Below are 17,217 nucleotides of genomic sequence, written 5' to 3'. Positions count from 1 at the left end.
GTGCCGAAACGGGACGTGGATGCGCCTCCCCACCACGATCACCGCTCTCGCCCTCGCCGCGGCGCTCGGCGGGTGCACGGGGGACGTCGTCGACACGGAGGCCGCGGACGCCGCGCGCGCGGACGTGCGGGCCGTCGAGAGCACCGTGCGGACGTACCTCGTCGCCGGGGCGAAGGGCGACGGCCGGGAGGCCTGCCGGGCGCTCGGCGTCGAGATGCGCCGTGCCTGGCGCGCCTACGTGCAGGAGGAGGCGCCCGAGCTGGGGGTCGGCTCGTGCGCGGAGGCGATGGAGCGCACGGCCCGCACGCGCGGGGCCGAGGAGCGCAGGGTCGCCCGGCGCGCGGACACGCTGCGCTTCGAGCGCGTCGAGGTGGACGGCGCGACCGCCGAGGTGCAGGCGGTCAAGGGCGGGATGGTCGTCGAGCTGCGCAAGCGCGACGGCCAGTGGCGCATCACCGGCGGCCTCGGCATCTAGCCCCGCGCGCATCGGCCACACTGTCGGCCGATGCTCCCGCAGGCCGCCGACCGGATCGCCGAGACCGTCCCCGACGACGCGCAGGTGCTCCAGGTGGGAGCGCGGCGCGGCGCGTTCGAGCGCGCCGACTGGGTGCTCGACGAGCGGCCGCACGAGCCGCATGGCGGCGCGCGCTTCGGCCCACGGACGTGGGTGCAGCGCGACGTCTGCTCCCGCGAGCCGTGGCCGTTCCCCGACGGGCGGTTCGACTTCGCCGTCTGCACCGCGCTGGCCGACGTGCGCGACCCGATCGGGGTGTGCGCCGAGCTGGCACGCGTGGCCCGCGGCGGGTACGTCGAGCTGCCCGCGGTCGAGGCGGAGCTGGCCGGCGGCGATGCGCGCTGGCTCTGCGACGTGGTCGACGCCGAGCTCGTCTTCGTCGCCAAGCCGCGCGCCGCGCACACCGATGCGCGGCTGAAGGTGGGCCAGCGGCGGCTGGCCGAGCTGCGCGAGGAGGAGCGCGTGCTGGCGCTCTTCTGGGAGAGCCGCCTCCCCGCGCGCGAGCGCTTCGTGGACGCCGACGCGCTGGCCGAGGAGCTCGCCGAGCGGCTGCGGCGCCGCTTCGAGCCCTCCGGCGCGGAGGTCGCGCTGTCGGAGGCCCGCCGCATCGGCGGGATGGCCGGCGCGGCGGCGCTCCGCCGCCTCGCCGACCTCCGCGGTGGGCGCTAGCCCTCGGCCTTGATGACGGCGATCGTGTCGCCGGTGGAGACCGAGCCGCCCTCCTGGATGGGCAGCTCCGCGATCACGCCCGCCTTGTGGGCGTAGATCTCGTTCTCCATCTTCATCGCCTCGATGATCGTGACGAGCTGGCCCTCCTCGACCTTGTCGCCCTGCTTGACGAGGACCTTCCAGACGTTGCCCTGCAGCGGGGACGGGAGCGTGTCGCCGCCCCCGCCGGCGCCGCCGGACCTGCGCTCGCGCTTGGGGCGCGGCTTGGCACCGGCCGCCGCCGCGCCGTTGGGCGCCGCCACGACCCCACCGCCACCGAACGCCGGCCCGATCACCTTGACGTCGAACTTGCGGCCGGAGACCTCGACCGCGTACGTGTGCTCGACCGTCTCCTCGGCGTCGTCGTCAGCCGGTGCGGCCGCGGGCTCGAACGCCAGCGTCTTGAGCCACTTCTTGTCCTCGATGAGGTCGCGCGCGGTCTCCGCGTTCGCCCACTGCTTCGTGGCGAGCAGCGCGGTGTGGAACGGGATGAGCGTCTTCAGGCCCTCGATCTGGTACTCGCTGAGCGCGCGGAGCATGCGCTGCGTGGCCTGCTCGCGGTCGGCGTCCCAGACGATGAGCTTCGCGACCATCGGGTCGTACATCGGGGTGACCTCGCCGCCCGCCTCCAGGCCCGAGTCGACACGCACGCCGGGGCCCGTGGGCTCCTTGTACGAGCCGACCTTGCCCGGCGCCGGCGCGAAGTTCTTCGACGCGTCCTCGGCGTTGATGCGGCACTCGATCGCGTGGCCGCGGATGACGACGTCGTCCTGCGTGTAGTTGAGCTTCTCGCCGGCGGCGGCGCGGATGCCCTCCTTCACGATGTCGATGCCGGTGACCATCTCGGTCACACAGTGCTCGACCTGGACGCGCGTGTTCATCTCCATGAAGAACCACTCGTCGCCGTCGAGCAGGCCCTCGATCGTGCCCGCCCCGACGTAGTTCACGGCCTCGGCGGCCTTCACGGACGCCGCGCCGATGCGCTCCCGGATCTCGGGCGTCACGAGCGGGCCCGGGGCCTCCTCGATCAGCTTCTGGTGGCGGCGCTGGATCGAGCAGTCGCGCTCGCCGAGGTGGATCGTGTTGCCGTGCTTGTCGGCGATGATCTGGACCTCGACGTGGCGCGGATCGGGCAGGTAGCGCTCGAGGTAGACGGTCGGGTCCGAGAAGAACTTCTCGCCCTCGCGCGCGGCGCCCTCGAAGGCGTCCTTGAGGTCCTTCTCCTCCAGCGCGACGCGGAAGCCCTTGCCGCCGCCGCCGCCCGCGGCCTTGACCGCGATCGGGAAGCCGATCTCCTTCTTGGCCAGCTCGAGCGCCGTCTCGTAGTCCGGCACCGGCTCGGTCGTGCCCGGGATGATCGGGACGCCGGCCTTCTTCATGAGGTCGCGGGCGTTGGTCTTCGAGCCCATCGCGTCGATCGCCGACGCGGGCGGGCCGATCCAGACGATGCCCTCGTCCTCCAGCCGCTTGGCGAACGTCGCGTTCTCCGCGAGGAAGCCGTAGCCGGGGTGGACGGCCTCGGCGCCGGACTCCTTGCAGACCTCGATCAGCCGATCGATGTTCAGGTACGACTGGTTCGCCGGGGGTGGCCCCAGCAGGTAGGCCTCGTCAGCGCGCCGCACGTGCAGCGCGTCGCGGTCTGCCTCCGAGTACACGGCGACGGACTGCACGCCGAGCTCTTCGAGGGCACGGATGATTCGGATGGCGATCTCGCCGCGGTTCGCAACCAGGACCTTCTTGAACATGAGCCCGGAACCCTAGTGACATAGGGGGCTTTCACGCGTCGCCGGTGAGCGCGTACCCCATGCCGCGGACGGTCTCGATCCGGTCCTTGCCGAGCTTGCGGCGCAGGTAGCCGACGTAGACGTCGACGACGTTCGATCCCGGGTCGAAGTCGTAGCCCCAGACGTGGCTGAGGAGCTGCTCGCGGCTCATCACCTGGCCGGGGTGGCGGAGGAAGACCTCCAGCATCGTGAACTCGCGCGCGCTCAGCTCGACCGGCTGGTCGTCGCCGATCGCGGCACGGCGGGTGCGCAGGTCGAGCGCGAGGTCGCCGTGGCGGAGCACGGTCTGCTCGGTCGTGCCCTCCTCGCGCAGCCGGACGCGGATGCGCGCCAGCAGCTCCTCGAAGCGGAAGGGCTTCATGACGTAGTCGTCGGCGCCGCGCTCCAGGCCGGCCACGACGTCGTCGCGGGCGGAGAGGATGACGACCGGCATCCGGTGGCCCTGCGCGCGCATCGTGCGGAGCACGGTCATGCCGTCGAGGCCGGGCAGCCCGAGATCGAGCACGAGGAGGTCGAAGTCGTCGTCGCGGGCGAGCGCGAGGGCGGTCGGGCCGTCGGCCGCGGTCGTCGTGACGAACCCGTTCGCGCGCAGGCCCTTCTCCAGGAAGGCGGCCAGGCGGTCCTCGTCCTCGGCGATCAGGATGCGGCTCACGGGCGGTCCTCCTCCTCCAGCGGGAGCGTGATGGTGAACGTGGCGCCGGGACGGTGGCGGTCGAACGGGGCGAGCGCGACCGTGCCGCCGTGCGCCTCGGCGATCGCCTTGACGATCGCGAGGCCGAGCCCCGCGCCGTCGCTGCGGCGGCGGTGCTCGCCGCGGGCGAACCGGTCGAAGATCCGGTCGCGGTCGGCGGCCGGGACGCCGGGGCCGGTGTCGCGGACCCACAGCCGCGCGACGCCGTCCTCGGCGCTCGACCCGAGCGCGATCACGTCGCCCGCGCGCGTGTGCTGGACGGCGTTGTGGGCGAGGCTCATCACCGCCTGCGTGAGGCGCTGGCGGTCGGCGGTGAGGCGGGCGGCGCCGACGCCGTCCAGCTGCCAGTCGCGCGGCGCCAGGCCCTTCGCCTTCGCCATCAGCTCCTCGGTGAGCACGTCGAGGTCGAGGTCCTCGGGCGCGAGGAAGTCGGGCCGCTCGGCCTTGGCCAGCGTCAGCAGGTCCTCGACGAAGCGGCTCATCCGGTCGAGCTCGTCGGTGACCAGCGCGACGGTCTCGCGCCGCTCCTCGGGGTCGTCGCCGAGCAGCTCCAGGTGGCCGCGGATTATCGTGATCGGCGTCCGCAGCTCGTGGCCGGCGTCGCTGACGAACGCGCGCTGGGAGGCGAACGCGCCCTCCAGGCGGTCGAGCATCGCGTTGAACGTGCGCGCGAGCTGCGCGATCTCGTCGTCGCCCTGCGTGGAGATGCGCCGGGTGAGGTCGGTGTCGGTGATGCCGCGCGCGGTGTCGTCGAGGTCGCGCAGCGGGGCGAGCACGCGGCCGGCGGCGGCCCAGGCGAGGAGGCTGGCGACGAGCAGGACGGCGAAGCTGACGCCAGCCGCGACCTGCATCGCCTCGTCAATCTCGTCGCGCTCCTGGCCGAGCGCGGTGGTGACGGCGAAGACGCCGCGGGCGCGGCCGCCGACCTCGACCGGCACCGCGAGCACGCGCACGTCGCCCGCGGGCGTGGTGACCGTGCGGCGCGTGGTCTCGGCGATCGTGCCGAGCGGGGCGACGGCCCGGGTGAGCGCGCCCTCGGACGCCCGCGCGGTCGACTGGAACGGGCGCCCGTCGCGGAACGTGAAGAAGTCCTCGCCCTGCGCGGGGACGTTGCGGGCGAGGAAGACCTCCAGCATCGCCTCGACGTCGGTGCCGAACGGGCGGCCGGTGAACGGGTTCTGACCCTGGTCGACGAGCAGGCGGAACTCCTCGACCTCCTGCTCGAGCGCGTTCTCCACCCGCTCGCCCGCGCGCGCGAGGAGGATCTGGCGGGCGATCAGCACCGACGCGACGGTCGAGAACGCCAGCAGCGCGACGACGGACGCGAGGATGCGGGTGCGCGCCCCGCGCACGAGCGGCCACCGCCGCCCCTCAGTCGTCGTCATCGTCCGCGTCGTCGTCTCCGCCGTCGTCGTCACCGTCGTCGTCCGCACCATCATCGTCGGCGGGTGGCGCGGCCGGAGCCGGTGCGGGCGGCGGAGGCGGCGCGGGCTGGGGCGCGGGGGCGGGAGTTGGCGCGGGGGCGTCGTCATCGTCGTCGCGGGCGGGGGAGGACGCCCGGCCGGGAGAGGAGGGCGAGGGCGAGGGTGCCGCCGCGGAGGGCGCGCGCTGCGGCGCACGTTGCGGGGCGCGCGTGGTCGGGGTCGGCGCAGGCGCGAACTCGGCGGCGCGCTTGCGTGTGGTGCGCGGCCGCCGTTCCTCGCGCTCCTCGCGCGCCTCGCGCTCGCGTCGCCGCGGGGTCGTCCGCGTGGTGCGGGCGGTGCGTGCCTCCTCCTGCGCGACCTCGACCGAGATCGGGGCGACGGGCTCGCGCGCGGGGCTGGCGACGAGGCTCGCGACGATCCACGCGGTGGCGGCGCCCCCGAGGGCGGCGGCGACGAGGAGGAGGACGGTGCGGAGCGGCACGCCTGGAACCGTGCGCGCGCGGGATGGGAGCGCGATGAGGGGAGCATGAGACGGCTCTCATCCGCGCCTCAGGACCGCCTCATCGCGGCGGGGGACCTTGTCCACCGTCCAGTCCGACCGCCACAAGGAGGCGCCGTCAGATGAAGTTCACCGCCACGGTCCCCGCCAAGGCTCGCGCCGCGGCCAGCTCCGACACGAACACCGGCAAGCGCCGGCGGCGCAAGCCGCGTCGCCGCCGCCGTCGCCGCAGCTCCGACACCTGATCCCACAGCACGACCAGGCCCGCCGCACCGCCACCCCCCCCAGCGCGGTGCGGCGGGCCGTCCGCGCACCACCCCGTGACCTCCCGCCTCCGCGACCGCCTGCACCGGCTCCTCGTGCCCGCCCCCGGCGGGCCGCAGCTCGTGGATCAGGCGCCGCCCGTCCAGGCCGCCGCGCTCGCCCGCCGCTTCTGGCCGTTCACGAAGCCCTACCGGCGCCGCATCGCGCTCGGCCTGCTGCTGCTCGTCGCCGTCCCGGCGCTCGAGGCGGTCGAGATCTACCTCTTCAAGCTCGTCGTCGACGACGTGCTCGTGCCGCAGGAGCTCGCGCCGCTCGTGTGGATCGCGGGCGCCTACCTCGGCCTGACGCTCCTCTCCGCCGTCCTCTCGTTCGGCGACGACTACCTCGCCGCGTGGGTCGGGGAGCGGTTCCTCCTCGACGTGCGCGCGCAGCTCTTCGCGCACCTGCACACGCTCGACGTCGGCGCGCTCGACCGGCGCCGGATGGGCGACCTCGTCACGCGGCTCACCGGCGACGTGCAGGCGATCGAGTCGTTCCTGCTCGCCGGCATCGGCGAGGGCATCGCGGCGGTCGCGCGGATCGTGCTGTTCGGCGGTGCGCTCTTCCTGCTGTCGTGGAAGCTCGCGCTGGCGGCGCTCGTCGTGCTGCCGCTCTTCTTCGCGGTCGCGCGCGTGTTCACGCGGCTGTCCAAGGGCGCCGCGCGCGAGAAGCGGCGCCGCAGCGGCTCGCTCGCGTCGGTGGCCGAGGAGTCGCTCGCCAACGCCGCGCTCGTCCGCGCGCTCAACCGCGAGGACGACGAGGTCGCGCGCTTCCGCACCGAGAACCGCTCGATCATGGAGGCCGAGCTCGCCGCGATCCGCATCCGCGGCCTGTTCGCGCCGCTCGTCGACCTGCTCGAGCTGGCCGGCGTGCTGATCGTCGTCGCGTTCGGGACCTACCTGCTGACCGAGGGCGAGCTGACGCTCGGCGGGCTGCTCGTCTTCCTCGCCTACCTCGCGCAGATGTACTCCCCGGTGCGCGAGCTGGGGCGGCTGGCGAACACGGTCTTCACCGCGGCGGCCGGCGCCGAGCGCGTGGTGGAGCTGCTGGCCGAGCAGCCCCGCGTGGTCGACGCGCCGGACGCCCGCCCCCTGCCGGCCGGCGGCGCGGGCGCGGTGGCGCTGCGCGGCGTCACCTACCGCTACCCGGGCGCGGCCGAGCCGGTGCTCCAGGACGTGTCGCTCGACATCCGGCCGGGCGAGGTCGTCGCGCTCGCCGGGCCGAGCGGCGCGGGCAAGTCGACGCTCGCGCGCCTGCTGCTGCGGTTCGACGACGCCGAGGCGGGCGCGGTGCTGCTCGACGGCACCGACGTGCGCGCCGTGACGCAGGCGTCGGTGCGCGACCACGTCGGGCTGCTGCTCCAGGAGACGCTGCTGCCGGACGCGAGCGTGCGCGAGGTCGTCGCCTACGGCCGCCCGGACGCGACCGACGCGCAGGTCGCGGCGGCGCTGGACGCGGCGGGCGCCGCGGAGCTCGTGGCGGCGCTGCCGGACGGGCTCGACACCCGCGTCGGCCAGCGCGGGCGGCGGCTCTCGGGCGGCCAGCGCCAGCGGTTGGCGATCGCGCGGGCGCTCGTCCGCGACACGCCGGTGCTCGTGCTCGACGAGCCGACGACCGGGCTCGACGCCGCCTCCCGCGACGCGGTGCTCGGGCCGCTCGCGCGGCTGATGGAGGGCCGCACGGTCGTGCTCGTCTCGCACGACCCGGCGGTGCTCGCGCGTGCCGACCGCGTCGTGCGGATCGCGGGCGGGCGCATCGTCGCGGGCGAGGCGGCGGCCGCGTGAGGCCGTTCGCCGCGGGGCGGGAGCTCGCGCCAGGGGTCCGCGTCCGCGCCCACCTCAACCGCTCCAACGCGCTCGACGTCTACGACGCGTGGTGCGCCCGCCGCGCGTGCCCGGTGATCGTCAAGACCGTCCGCCCCGACCGGCGCGCCGACCCGGCGCTGCGCGACGACCTGCTCCGCGAGGGGCGGCTGCTGGTGCGGCTCGCGCATCCCGGCATCGTGCGCGGCTACGAGGTGCACGACGGCGAGCGGCCCGCGATCGTGCTGGAGACCGTCGGCGGCGAGACGCTCGGCCACCTCTTCGACCGGCTGGCGGACACGCGCCGCCTCGGCGCCCGCGAGATCGCCCACCTCGGCCTCCACCTCGGCGGGGCGCTGCGCTACCTGCACGGTGAGGGCGTGCTCCACCTCGACGTCAAGCCGTCGAACGCGGTCGCCGAGGCCGGCCGCGCGAAGCTGCTCGACCTCTCGCTCGCGGCGCCGCCCGGGCCGCACCGCCGGGGGCGCGGGACGTGGTGCAACATGGCGCCCGAGCAGGCGCGCGGCGACGAGGTCCTCCCCGCGACCGACGTGTGGGGCCTGGGCACGGTGCTCTACGAGGCGGCGACGGGGCTCAACCCGTTCGACCACCACTTGGAACGGAGCCCGCAGCTCCACCACCGGGCCGAGCCCGTGCGGCTGCACCGCCGGCTCCACCGCGACCTCGCGGCGCTGATCGACGCGACGCTGAGCCCGGCCGCCGCCGACCGCCCGACGATGGAGCAGGTGCTGCGCGTGCTGACCGCGGTCACAGCGGACGGGTGAGCGTCGACCACGCGCGCTTGGTGTGCAGGTCCGCGTCGAGCGGGAGCGCCCGCTTCTCGGGCCCGAGCCACGAGTCGCGGTCCGACAGGCCCCAGACCGTGATGCGGCGGCAGCGCGGCACTGCCGTGCACGCCGCGGCGACGTCGAGGTAGACCGCCGCCTGCTCGTCCTCTCCCGCGCCGCCCTCGATCGCGACGTCCAGCTCGGTGATCTCGACGTCCACGTCCAGCGCGGCGAGGCGGCGGATCGTGCGCCGCAGGACGTCGCGCGGCGGCGGGTCGCGCGTCGTCAGGTGCGCCTGGAGGCCGACGCCGTCGAGCGGCACCCCGCGCGCCTTGAGGTCGCGGACGAGCTTCAGCAGCGCTTCGAGCTTCGGCCCGCCGTGCTCGGCGGCCAGCTCGTTGACGAAGAGCCGCGCGTCGGGGTCGGCCACGCGGGCGGTGCGGAGCGCGAGCTCGACGTACGCCGGCCCGAGCGTCCCCAGCCACGGCGCGCCCTCGCCGGTCCGCCAGCCGCCGCTCCCGGTGAAGGGCTCGTTGACGACGTCCCAGGTGTCGATCCGCCCGCGGTAGCGGCCGACGACCGTCCGGACGTGGTCGGTCAGCACGCGCTCGAGCTCCGGCCGCGTCCACTCGCGATCGCCGAGCCACGAGGGCAGCTGCTGGTGCCACACGAGCGTGTGCCCGCGGATCCGCTTGCCCGCCCCGCGCGCCCACGCCACGAACGCGTCCGCGAGCGCGAAGTCGTACGCGTCCTCCTCGGGGTGGACCACGTCGAACTTCAGCTCGTTCTCCGGCGTCACCGACGCGAACCCCCGCTCGACCCCGCGCCGCAGCTCCGCGTCGTCCTGTGCCACGGCCCACGGCACCGCGACGCCCAGCGGCGTCGCGGTCTCCAGGACGGGCACGCGCTGGGACGCGTCGCGCGGGTACGGCTCGCGCTCCTGCCCGCCGTCGTCGCCGCACCCGGAGGCGAGCAGGCCGGCGGCGGCGAGGGCGAGGAGGGCGGCGCGCGGCATGCGCACCGCCCCTACCCGGCGCGCGCCGCGGGCTAGCGGCGCGCGAGCTGCGCGGCGGTGCGCTCGACCGTGGCCGCGACGTCGTCGACCGCGACCTCGTGCAGCTCCAGGCCCGCGTCGGCATGCGCGGCGCGCACCGCCTCCAGCCCGTCGCCGCCCGCCACGATGGCGATCACGCCCGCCTCCGCGAGCGTCGCCGCCACGGTCGCCCGCGCGGGCTCCAGCTCGAGCGCGGGGGTGCCCGCGTCGACCAGCCGGCCCTCCAGCGCGGTCGCCGCCTCGGCCGCGTCCGCGCCGGTCAGCCACACGGTCGCACCGCGGACGCCCAGCCGCGCCCAGCGCTCCTCGCGCGAGAGCTTCCCGCCGCCGGCCGCGTCGGTCGCGTCGCTCGCGGCGCCGAGCAGCATGCCCGCCGCGACCGTGTCGTTCGTGGCCTCGTCGACGAGGATGAACGCGCCGGTCGTGCGGCTGCGCGCGTACGGGTCGAACGCGATCGGCGCCGCGGTGCGGATCGTGACGCGGCCGATGTCGTTGAGCTCGAGGTGGTCGATCGACGGGTCGCGGTGGAGCGTCGTGACGTCGATGCGGTGGCGCAGCGACTCGACCACGGCGCGCGTGGTCTGCGTCGTGTGCTTGAGCAGGTAGCGCCCGCGCGGGTCGGACGGCGTCTCGGCCATCCAGCAGATCTCCGCCTCGACGCGCCGCTCCAGCAGCGGCCGGTTGCCGGGCCGGCAGATCATGTCGCCGCGCGAGACGTCGAGGTCGTCGGCGAGCCGGAGCGTCACCGACATCGGCGGGAACGCCTCCTCGACCGGGCCGTCGAACGTGTCGATGCCCGCGATCGTCGTCCGCGCGCCCGACGGCAGCACGACCACGTCGTCACCCGGCCGCAGCACGCCGCCGGCGACCTGGCCGGCGTAGCCGCGGTAGTCGTGAAAGCGCGGGTCGTCGGCGCTGCCGGGCCGGACGACCCACTGCACCGGGAAGCGCGCGTCGCGGTAGTTGCGGTCCGACGCGATGTGCACGTGCTCGAGGTGGTGCAGGAGCGTCGGGCCGTCGTACCACGGCATGTTCTCGCTGCGGTCGACGACGTTGTCGCCCTGCAGCGCGCTGACGGGGATGAACGTCGTGTCGGCGACGTCGAGCTTCGCGGCGAACTCCGTGAAGTCCGCGACCACGCGGTCGAACGCGGCCTGCTCCCACCCGACGAGGTCCATCTTGTTGACGACCACGACGATGTGCGGGATGCGCAGGAGCGAGGCGATGAACGCGTGGCGGCGCGACTGCTCCACCACGCCGTTGCGGGCGTCGACCAGCACCAGCGCGAGGTCCGCCGTGGACGCGCCGGTGACCATGTTCCGCGTGTAGCGGACGTGCCCGGGCGTGTCGGCGATGATGAACGAGCGCTTGGGCGTCGAGAAGTAGCGGTACGCGACGTCGATCGTGATGCCCTGCTCGCGCTCGGCGCGCAGGCCGTCGGTGAGCAGCGCGAGGTCGGGCGTCGCCGCGCCGTTCGCGCCGTGGCGGCGCTCGGACGCGCGCGCGACCTGGTCGAGCTGGTCCTCGAAGATCGCCTTCGTGTCGTAGAGCAGGCGGCCGATCAGCGTCGACTTGCCGTCGTCCACCGACCCCGCCGTGGCGAAGCGCAGCAGCTCGCCGGACGCCTCGCGGGCGGGCGTCCCCGCGGGCACGCCGGAGCTGTGCCCGTTGCCGTTCCCGTTCGACCCCGGCACTAGAAGTAGCCCTCGCGCTTGCGGTCCTCCATGGCCGCCTCGGTCACGCGGTCGTCCGCGCGCGTCTCGCCGCGCTCGGTGATCCGGGTGGCCGCGATCTCGGCCACGACGGCCTCGAGCGTGGTGGCGGTGGACTGGACCGCGCCGGTGACGACCATGTCGCCGACCGTGCGGTAGCGGACCGAGGTCGTGAAGCGCTCCTCGTCGGCCTCGACGTGCTCGGACGCCGCGTAGAGCATCCCGTCGCGGCGGAACACCTCGCGCTCGTGCGCGAAGTAGATCGACGGCAGCTCGAGCCGCTCGCGGGCGATGTACTCCCACACGTCGAGCTCGGTCCAGTTCGAGATCGGGAACACGCGCACGTGCTCGCCTGGCTTGATGCGCCCGTTGTAGAGGTTCCAGATCTCCGGGCGCTGGTTCTTGGGGTCCCACTGGCCCAGCTCGTCGCGGAACGAGAGGATGCGCTCCTTCGCGCGGGCGCGCTCCTCGTCGCGGCGCGCGCCGCCGAACGCCGCGTCGAACCCGTGCTCGGTGATCGCGTCGAGCAGCGTCACGGTCTGGAGGCGGTTGCGCGACGCGCCCTTGCCGGTCTCCTCGACCACGCGGCCGGCGTCGATCGAGTCCTGCACCTTGGCGACGATCAGCCGCTCGCCCAGCTCGGTGATGCGCCGGTGCACGAAGTCGGTGACCTCGGGGAACTCGTGGCCGGTCGCGACCTGGAGCATCGGGAACGGGAACTTGCCGGGGCGGAAGGCCTTCTCGGCGATGCGGAGCAGGACGACCGAGTCCTTGCCGCCGCTGAACAGCAGCACGGGACGCTCGAACGTCGCGGCGACCTCACGCATGACGTGGATCGCCTCGCTCTCGAGGGCGTCTAGGTGAGGGAGCTCGTAGGTCATCGGGTGGCGACGGCGACCTCGCGGGCCGCGGGGTCGGGGGTGGACGGTTCGGGCGCCGGCGGCTCGGCGGCCGGCGAAGCGGTGCGCGAGCGCTGGCGGTGCAGGAGGAAGGCGAGCGCGCCGACGGCGAGCGGCGCGCCGACGATGGCCGCGACGGGCACCTCGACGCCGGCCTTCTTGAGGACGCCGAGCGCGGCGCCGAGCAGCACGGCCCCGAGCGCGGGGCGCAGGCCGTCGGTCGGGACGCGTGGGAGCAGCGCCGTGCCGATCCACACGCCGGGCATCGAGCCGATGAGGATCGTCCCCATCAGGCCGAAGTCGATGTTGCCGCTGAAGAGGTGGGCGATCGCCGCCGTCCACATCAGCGCGGCGGCGTGGAAGACGTCGGTGCCGACGACCCGGCGCGGCGTCAGCTTGAAGAGGAGGATGAGCGCGAGGCCGACGAGCGCGCCGCTGCCGACCGACGTGAGGCCGAGCAGGAAGCCGAGCACGAGCCCGACGCTCACCGTCAGCACCTTGCGGCCGGCGTCGAGGTGCGCGGAGTCGACCTCCTGGGCCCGCGCGCCGGGCTGGAAGAGCGCGCGGTAGAGGATCGCGGTGGACGCGATCAGCAGCGCGCCCGCGACCGCGCCGAGCAGCCACGGCTCGAAGTCGTCGCCGTGCGCCTGCTCGAGCCGGTGCAGCGCCCACACGCCCAGCAGCGCGCCGGGCAGCGAGCCGACCGCGAGCCAGACCGACAGCTTCAGGTCGACCGCACCCTGCTTGAGCACGCGCCAGCCGCCGAGCGTCTTCGTGATCGCGCCGTACGCGAGGTCGGTGCCGATCGCGACCGTCGGCGAGTAGCCGCCGAACACGATCAGCAGCGGCGTCATCAGCGAGCCGCCGCCGATCCCGGTCAGGCCGATGAGGATCCCGACGCCGAGGCCGAAGACGATGACGAGGGGGTCCACGCCGCTCCGCTCAGCTCAGCTCGGTGAGACCTGCTCGACGTGCAGGCCGCACTCGAGCTTCTCGGTGCCGGCCCAGCGGCCCTCGCGGCCGGAGCCCGGCTGCGTGCAGGTCGCGCACCCGATCGACGAGTAGCCCTGGTCGTGGAGCGGGTGGTATGGCAGCGCGTGCTCGCCGATGTACCGCCACACGTCCTTCTCGGTCCACGTCGCGAGCGGGTTGTACTTCCAGATCCCGCGCTTTGCGTCCTGCTCCACGAGCTGGGCGTCGGCGCGCGTGGGCGACTGCTCGCGGCGGATGCCGGTGACCCAGCCCGTCGCGCCGTCCAGCGCGCGCTCCAGCGCGGCGACCTTCTCGACCGAGCAGCAGTTGTCCGGGCCCGTCCACGGACCCTTCGCGTCCTCGACCTCGATCTTCAGGTCGTAGTGCTGCTCGAACGCGCGCCACGCCTGGAGCGTCTCCGGGAAGAGGACGCCGGTGTCGATCGTCACGACGCGCGTCTGGGGTGCGACCTTGACGAGCTCGTGGAGGATCACCGACTCCTCCTTCTGGAAGGAGCAGAGCATCACGAGCTTGTCGCCGTGACGCTCTGCCGCCTCGCGCAGGGTGTCGATCAGATCGCGCACTCGCCCTCGCCGCGCTGCACCTGGAACGGCACCTTCTTCGACCAGTCGATGAAGGTGTTCATGTTCTCGATCGTGAAGTCGACCGGCATCGCGAGGTCGCGGACCTTGTCCTCGAACGCGGTGGTGCCGACGCGGCCGGCGAAGCCGTTGAAGTCCTCGCCCTCGAGGCGCTCGGCCTCGTACCAGCGCAGCCACCGCTCGACGGCGTCCGGGACGCGCTTGGAGGGCAGGCGCACCTTCAGCCGCTGGCCGTAGGCGATCGGGCCCTTGTCGAACGTGCCGGCGATGTGCGCGACGTACGCGGGGATCGTGTGCTCGCCGACCTTGATCGACGCGCCGTAGAACCCGATGTTCGCGATGTGGTGCTGGGAGCACCCGTTGGGGCAGCCGGACATCTTGATGTGGACCTGCCGGGTGAGCGGGTCCGTGATGTCCATCTCGGCGAGCTTCTCGCGGATCGCCGCGTTGAGGCCCATCGAGGAGACGATCCCGAGCTTGCACGAGTCGGTGCCCGGGCAGCTGACGACGTCGTTGATCTTGTCCGCGCCCGGCTGGTTCAGGCCCAGCTCGCCGAGCTTGGTGTAGACCTCGTACACGGCCTCCTTGGGCACCCAGCGCAGCACCATGTTCTGGTGCACGGTCATGCGCGCGTAGCCGGAGCAGTAGTCGCGCATGATCTGGGCGATCCCGCGGAACTGCTCGGGCGTCAGGTCGCCGCGCGGGATGTGGATGTGGACCGTCTGGTAGCCGGCCTGGATCTGGTCCTTGACGTTCTCGGCCAGGAACTGGTCGAACCGCTTGTCGCCCTCCGGCGCCGGCGCGTAGTCGTCGCGCGGCGTCGCGAGTGAGGCCTCCTCGTCGTGGAGGAAGAGGTCCGGCGTGAAGTCGCGCTCGTTGACCCAGTCGAGCTGGAGCTCCTCGTCGACCTGGCGGCGCAGCTCGTCGATGCCGAACTTGTCGACGAAGACCTTGATGCGCGCGCGGGCGCGGTTGACGCGGAGCCAGTCCTGGCGGTCGAAGATGCGGAAGACCGCCTCGGCGATCTTCATGTAGTCGCCGTTGTCGGCCTCGACGAAGTCGTAGAGCGTCGGGGCGATGCGCGGCATGATCGACGTGCCGCCGCCGACGCGGACCTCGAAGCCCTTGACGCCGTCGCGCTCGCGGGCGATGAACGCGATGTCGTGGATGCCGGTGAGCGCGCGGTCGCTGTCGGCGTCGCCGACGAACGCGGTCTTGATCTTGCGCGGCATCAGCTGCGTCGTGGGGTGGCGCACGAAGTAGCGGACGTACGCGCCGACGTACGGCGTCGGGTCGAACAGCTCCTCGCACACGCCCGACCACGGGTCGGCGGTGACGTTGCGGACGGTGTTGCCGCAGCCCTCGCGCGACGAGAGGCCGGAGGCGCTGATCTCGCGGATCAGCTTGGCCATCTCGCGCAGCGGGATGTGGTGCAGCTGGATGTTCTGCCGCGTCGTGACGTGGCCCTTGTTGAGCGGCGCGTACTTCTCGACCACGCTCGCGAAGGTGTCCATCTGGTCCGGCGTGATGCCGCCGAACGGGAGCTTGACGCGGACCATCTGGACGTCGGGCTGACGCTGCCCGTAGACGCCCTGCTTCAGGCGGAAGCCGATGAACTCGGGCTCGGGCGTCTCGCCACCGAGGAACTTCTCCGCCTCGTTGACGAAGTCGTCGAACTCCTGCTCGATGATCGGGATGATGTGCCCGGGGACGTCCTCGACGACCTCGGGGTTCGCGAGGGAGCCCTTCCGTCCCTTGGTCGTGTCGGTAGCCATGCGGCTGGTGTCTCCTTGCGTTCCGGGTCCAGAGAGCGGAGCCCGGAAGGATACACGTGAAAACCGCTTGGCTTTAGGGAATTACCAGTTCTGCGGCGGTTCCCGGTCGATCGACTCGAGCAAACCCGCGCGATACCAGGGGTTTGGCTTCTCGTCCACCGGAGCGACGACTGGCGCGGTCTCGCGCATGAACCGCTCCAGCGCGGCCACCACGGCGGCGGCCTCCTCGGGGCTGGCGCCGGGGGCGACGATCTCGAGCTTGGGGCGGCGGTTCGGCATCGCGCGGGGAGGCTACCCGTCCGCGTCGTCAGAGGTCGCGCCGCGCGGTGGCGAGCGCGCCGGCGACGAGCGTGAGCGCGGTGTACGCGAGGAGGACCGCGAGCGCGGCGAGCGTGGGCGGGGCGTCAGGGTCGTCGATGCCGACCAGCGCCGCGGCCGCGCCGGCGGGGCCGTAGGCGGCGGCGACCTCGGAGATGGCAGAGAGGACCGGGTCGAGGACGAGCGCGAGGCCGAAGCCGGCGGCGAGCGCGGCGGGCTGCGAGCGCAGCGCCGTGCCCAGGCCCGCGCCGGCCGCACAGGCAAGCGCGGCGTACACGGGGACCGTGACGAGCACGCGCGCGACGATCCCCGCCGGCGGGGACGGCCCGCCGCCGGCGCCGACGATGACCAGGACCGTGACGGTGGAGGCCGCGGCGATGACGAGGCCGGCCAGCGCGCCGAACCCGGCCAGCGTCACGGCGCGCGCGACGAACGGCGCGGTGCGGGACCGCGCGAGCAGCGCGAGCTGCGGGGCGACGCCGTGGCGGAACGGCGCGGTCGCCAGCACGAGGCCGGCGAAGAAGAGGACGAACGCGCCGGTCACCGCGGTCTCGACGCCGCGCTCGGCGTCGCCGCGCGGGAGGTGCTCGATGTCGCGGATGCCGACGTACGAGACGGTGAGGAAGAGCGCGACGGCGAGCGCCAGCGCGAAGAGCCGCATCGCGGTCGGGGTCGTGCGGAGCGCGAGGACCTCGGCGCGGATCACGGCGCTGTGGCCTCGAGGTAACGCTCCTCGAGCCCGGCGAGGTCGGTGAGCGTGGCGGCGACCCGGCCGCGGTGCAGGATCACCGCGCGGTCGGCGACCAGCGCGACCTCGGCCAGCGCGTGGGTGGAGACGAGCACGGCGCCGCCGCCGTCCGCGTGCTCGCGCAGGAGATCGCGCAGCCAGCGGACGCCCTGCGGATCCAGGCCGTTCTCCGGCTCGTCGAGCACGAGCACGCGCGGAGCGGAGAGGAGCGCCGCGGCGAGCGTGAGCCGGCGCGCCATCCCGAGCGAGTACTCGCCCGCGGGGCGGTCGGCGTCCTCGGCGGCGAGGCCGACGCGCTCGAGCAGCGGCGGGAGCGGGGCGGGCGACGGAAGCGCGGCGGCGAGCATGCGGAGGTGGTCGCGGCCGGTCCGCGCGGGGTGCAGCCCGAAGCCATCGAGCACGGCGCCGGGGACGTCGCCGGCGATGCTCACGCTCCCCGCGTCCGCGCGCGCGAGGCCGACGAGGCAGCGCAGCGTCGTCGTCTTCCCCGCGCCGTTCGGCCCGAGCAGCGCGCAGACGCTTCCCGCCGGGACGGTGAACGACACGTCCTCGACCGCGGTGCGCCCGCGGAAGCGCTTGGCGAGATGCGAGACCTCGATCACGCGCCGCAGCGTGGCAGAGTGC

The 17,217-nt window shown here is 73.9% G+C and carries 18 protein-coding genes; 5 read left to right on the top strand and 13 right to left on the bottom strand.

Translation table 11 applies throughout. The features are described from left to right. Positions 1-19: 19 nt before the first annotated feature. Together AC1UE5_RS14680 and AC1UE5_RS14675 are read left to right on the top strand one after the other, a co-directional pair. Positions 20-475: a hypothetical protein gene (locus AC1UE5_RS14680; protein ID WP_482924706.1), complete on the top strand. Its 456-nt coding sequence runs from the start codon at positions 20-22 to the stop codon at positions 473-475. Positions 476-505: 30 nt separating this feature from the next. Next, positions 506-1,183, top strand: a complete 678-nt coding sequence (locus tag AC1UE5_RS14675) for a hypothetical protein (protein WP_482924703.1) — start codon at positions 506-508, stop codon at positions 1,181-1,183. Here AC1UE5_RS14675 and AC1UE5_RS14670 read toward each other — a convergent pair. From AC1UE5_RS14670 to AC1UE5_RS14655, 4 genes are read right to left on the bottom strand one after another with little or no spacing between them, the layout of a single operon-like run. Beyond that, entirely contained in the window at positions 1,180-2,967 is a 1,788-nt protein-coding gene (locus AC1UE5_RS14670) for an acetyl/propionyl/methylcrotonyl-CoA carboxylase subunit alpha (protein ID WP_482924701.1), read from the bottom strand. The two genes, AC1UE5_RS14675 and AC1UE5_RS14670, sit on opposite strands and share 4 nt — an antisense overlap. Positions 2,968-2,998: 31 nt before the next feature. After that, entirely contained in the window at positions 2,999-3,658 is a 660-nt protein-coding gene (locus AC1UE5_RS14665) for a response regulator transcription factor (protein WP_482924698.1), read from the bottom strand. Continuing rightward, positions 3,655-5,082: a sensor histidine kinase gene (locus AC1UE5_RS14660; protein WP_482924695.1), complete on the bottom strand. Its 1,428-nt coding sequence runs from the start codon at positions 5,080-5,082 to the stop codon at positions 3,655-3,657. The genes AC1UE5_RS14665 and AC1UE5_RS14660 overlap by 4 nt, the downstream gene beginning before the upstream one ends. Further along, positions 5,069-5,602 (bottom strand): hypothetical protein, encoded by a 534-nt coding sequence (locus tag AC1UE5_RS14655; RefSeq protein WP_482924692.1) that lies wholly within the window; start codon positions 5,600-5,602, stop codon positions 5,069-5,071. Before AC1UE5_RS14655 ends, AC1UE5_RS14660 begins: the two co-directional genes overlap by 14 nt. Before the next feature lie 140 nt (positions 5,603-5,742). On the opposite strand from AC1UE5_RS14655, the gene AC1UE5_RS14650 reads away from it, so the two are divergent. The 3 genes from AC1UE5_RS14650 (at position 5,743) to AC1UE5_RS14640 (ending at position 8,510) form a co-directional block, all read left to right on the top strand. Continuing rightward, a complete protein-coding gene (locus AC1UE5_RS14650) occupies positions 5,743-5,865 on the top strand; it encodes a hypothetical protein (RefSeq protein WP_482924689.1) in 123 nt (40 codons plus the stop codon). A gap of 75 nt (positions 5,866-5,940) precedes the next feature. Beyond that, positions 5,941-7,707: an ABC transporter ATP-binding protein gene (locus AC1UE5_RS14645; protein ID WP_482924687.1), complete on the top strand. Its 1,767-nt coding sequence runs from the start codon at positions 5,941-5,943 to the stop codon at positions 7,705-7,707. Next, the gene (locus AC1UE5_RS14640; protein WP_482924684.1) at positions 7,704-8,510 is read left to right on the top strand and encodes a serine/threonine-protein kinase; all 807 of its coding nucleotides are present in this window, start codon (positions 7,704-7,706) and stop codon (positions 8,508-8,510) included. The genes AC1UE5_RS14645 and AC1UE5_RS14640 overlap by 4 nt, the downstream gene beginning before the upstream one ends. Here AC1UE5_RS14640 and AC1UE5_RS14635 read toward each other — a convergent pair. The 9 genes from AC1UE5_RS14635 to AC1UE5_RS14595 form a co-directional block, all read right to left on the bottom strand. Then, positions 8,494-9,528, bottom strand: coding sequence for an endo-1,4-beta-xylanase (locus AC1UE5_RS14635; protein ID WP_482924681.1), 1,035 nt, complete (start codon positions 9,526-9,528; stop codon positions 8,494-8,496). The genes AC1UE5_RS14640 and AC1UE5_RS14635 overlap by 17 nt on opposite strands. A gap of 32 nt (positions 9,529-9,560) precedes the next feature. Then, positions 9,561-11,219, bottom strand: coding sequence for a sulfate adenylyltransferase subunit 1 (locus tag AC1UE5_RS14630; RefSeq protein WP_482925052.1), 1,659 nt, complete (start codon positions 11,217-11,219; stop codon positions 9,561-9,563). A 41-nt stretch (positions 11,220-11,260) separates the two neighbouring features. Beyond that, complete coding sequence (gene cysD, locus AC1UE5_RS14625) at positions 11,261-12,160, bottom strand: sulfate adenylyltransferase subunit CysD (protein ID WP_482924678.1); 900 nt, start codon at positions 12,158-12,160, stop codon at positions 11,261-11,263. Continuing rightward, entirely contained in the window at positions 12,157-13,110 is a 954-nt protein-coding gene (locus tag AC1UE5_RS14620) for a sulfite exporter TauE/SafE family protein (protein WP_482924676.1), read from the bottom strand. The genes cysD and AC1UE5_RS14620 overlap by 4 nt, the downstream gene beginning before the upstream one ends. Before the next feature lie 15 nt (positions 13,111-13,125). Next, positions 13,126-13,734, bottom strand: coding sequence for a phosphoadenylyl-sulfate reductase (locus AC1UE5_RS14615; RefSeq protein ID WP_482924673.1), 609 nt, complete (start codon positions 13,732-13,734; stop codon positions 13,126-13,128). After that, positions 13,722-15,527 (bottom strand): nitrite/sulfite reductase, encoded by a 1,806-nt coding sequence (locus AC1UE5_RS14610; protein ID WP_482924670.1) that lies wholly within the window; start codon positions 15,525-15,527, stop codon positions 13,722-13,724. The genes AC1UE5_RS14615 and AC1UE5_RS14610 overlap by 13 nt, the downstream gene beginning before the upstream one ends. Positions 15,528-15,608: 81 nt before the next feature. Then, positions 15,609-15,806, bottom strand: coding sequence for a hypothetical protein (locus AC1UE5_RS14605; protein ID WP_482924667.1), 198 nt, complete (start codon positions 15,804-15,806; stop codon positions 15,609-15,611). A 28-nt stretch (positions 15,807-15,834) separates the two neighbouring features. After that, complete coding sequence (locus tag AC1UE5_RS14600; RefSeq protein ID WP_482924665.1) at positions 15,835-16,551, bottom strand: hypothetical protein; 717 nt, start codon at positions 16,549-16,551, stop codon at positions 15,835-15,837. After that, positions 16,548-17,195 (bottom strand): ABC transporter ATP-binding protein, encoded by a 648-nt coding sequence (locus AC1UE5_RS14595; protein WP_482924662.1) that lies wholly within the window; start codon positions 17,193-17,195, stop codon positions 16,548-16,550. Before AC1UE5_RS14595 ends, AC1UE5_RS14600 begins: the two co-directional genes overlap by 4 nt. Positions 17,196-17,217: the final 22 nt, after the last annotated feature.

This window comes from Parviterribacter multiflagellatus, assembly GCF_056863265.1.
Note: the sequence above shows the minus strand (reverse complement) of the source record. Positions and strands in the feature narration are given on the sequence as shown.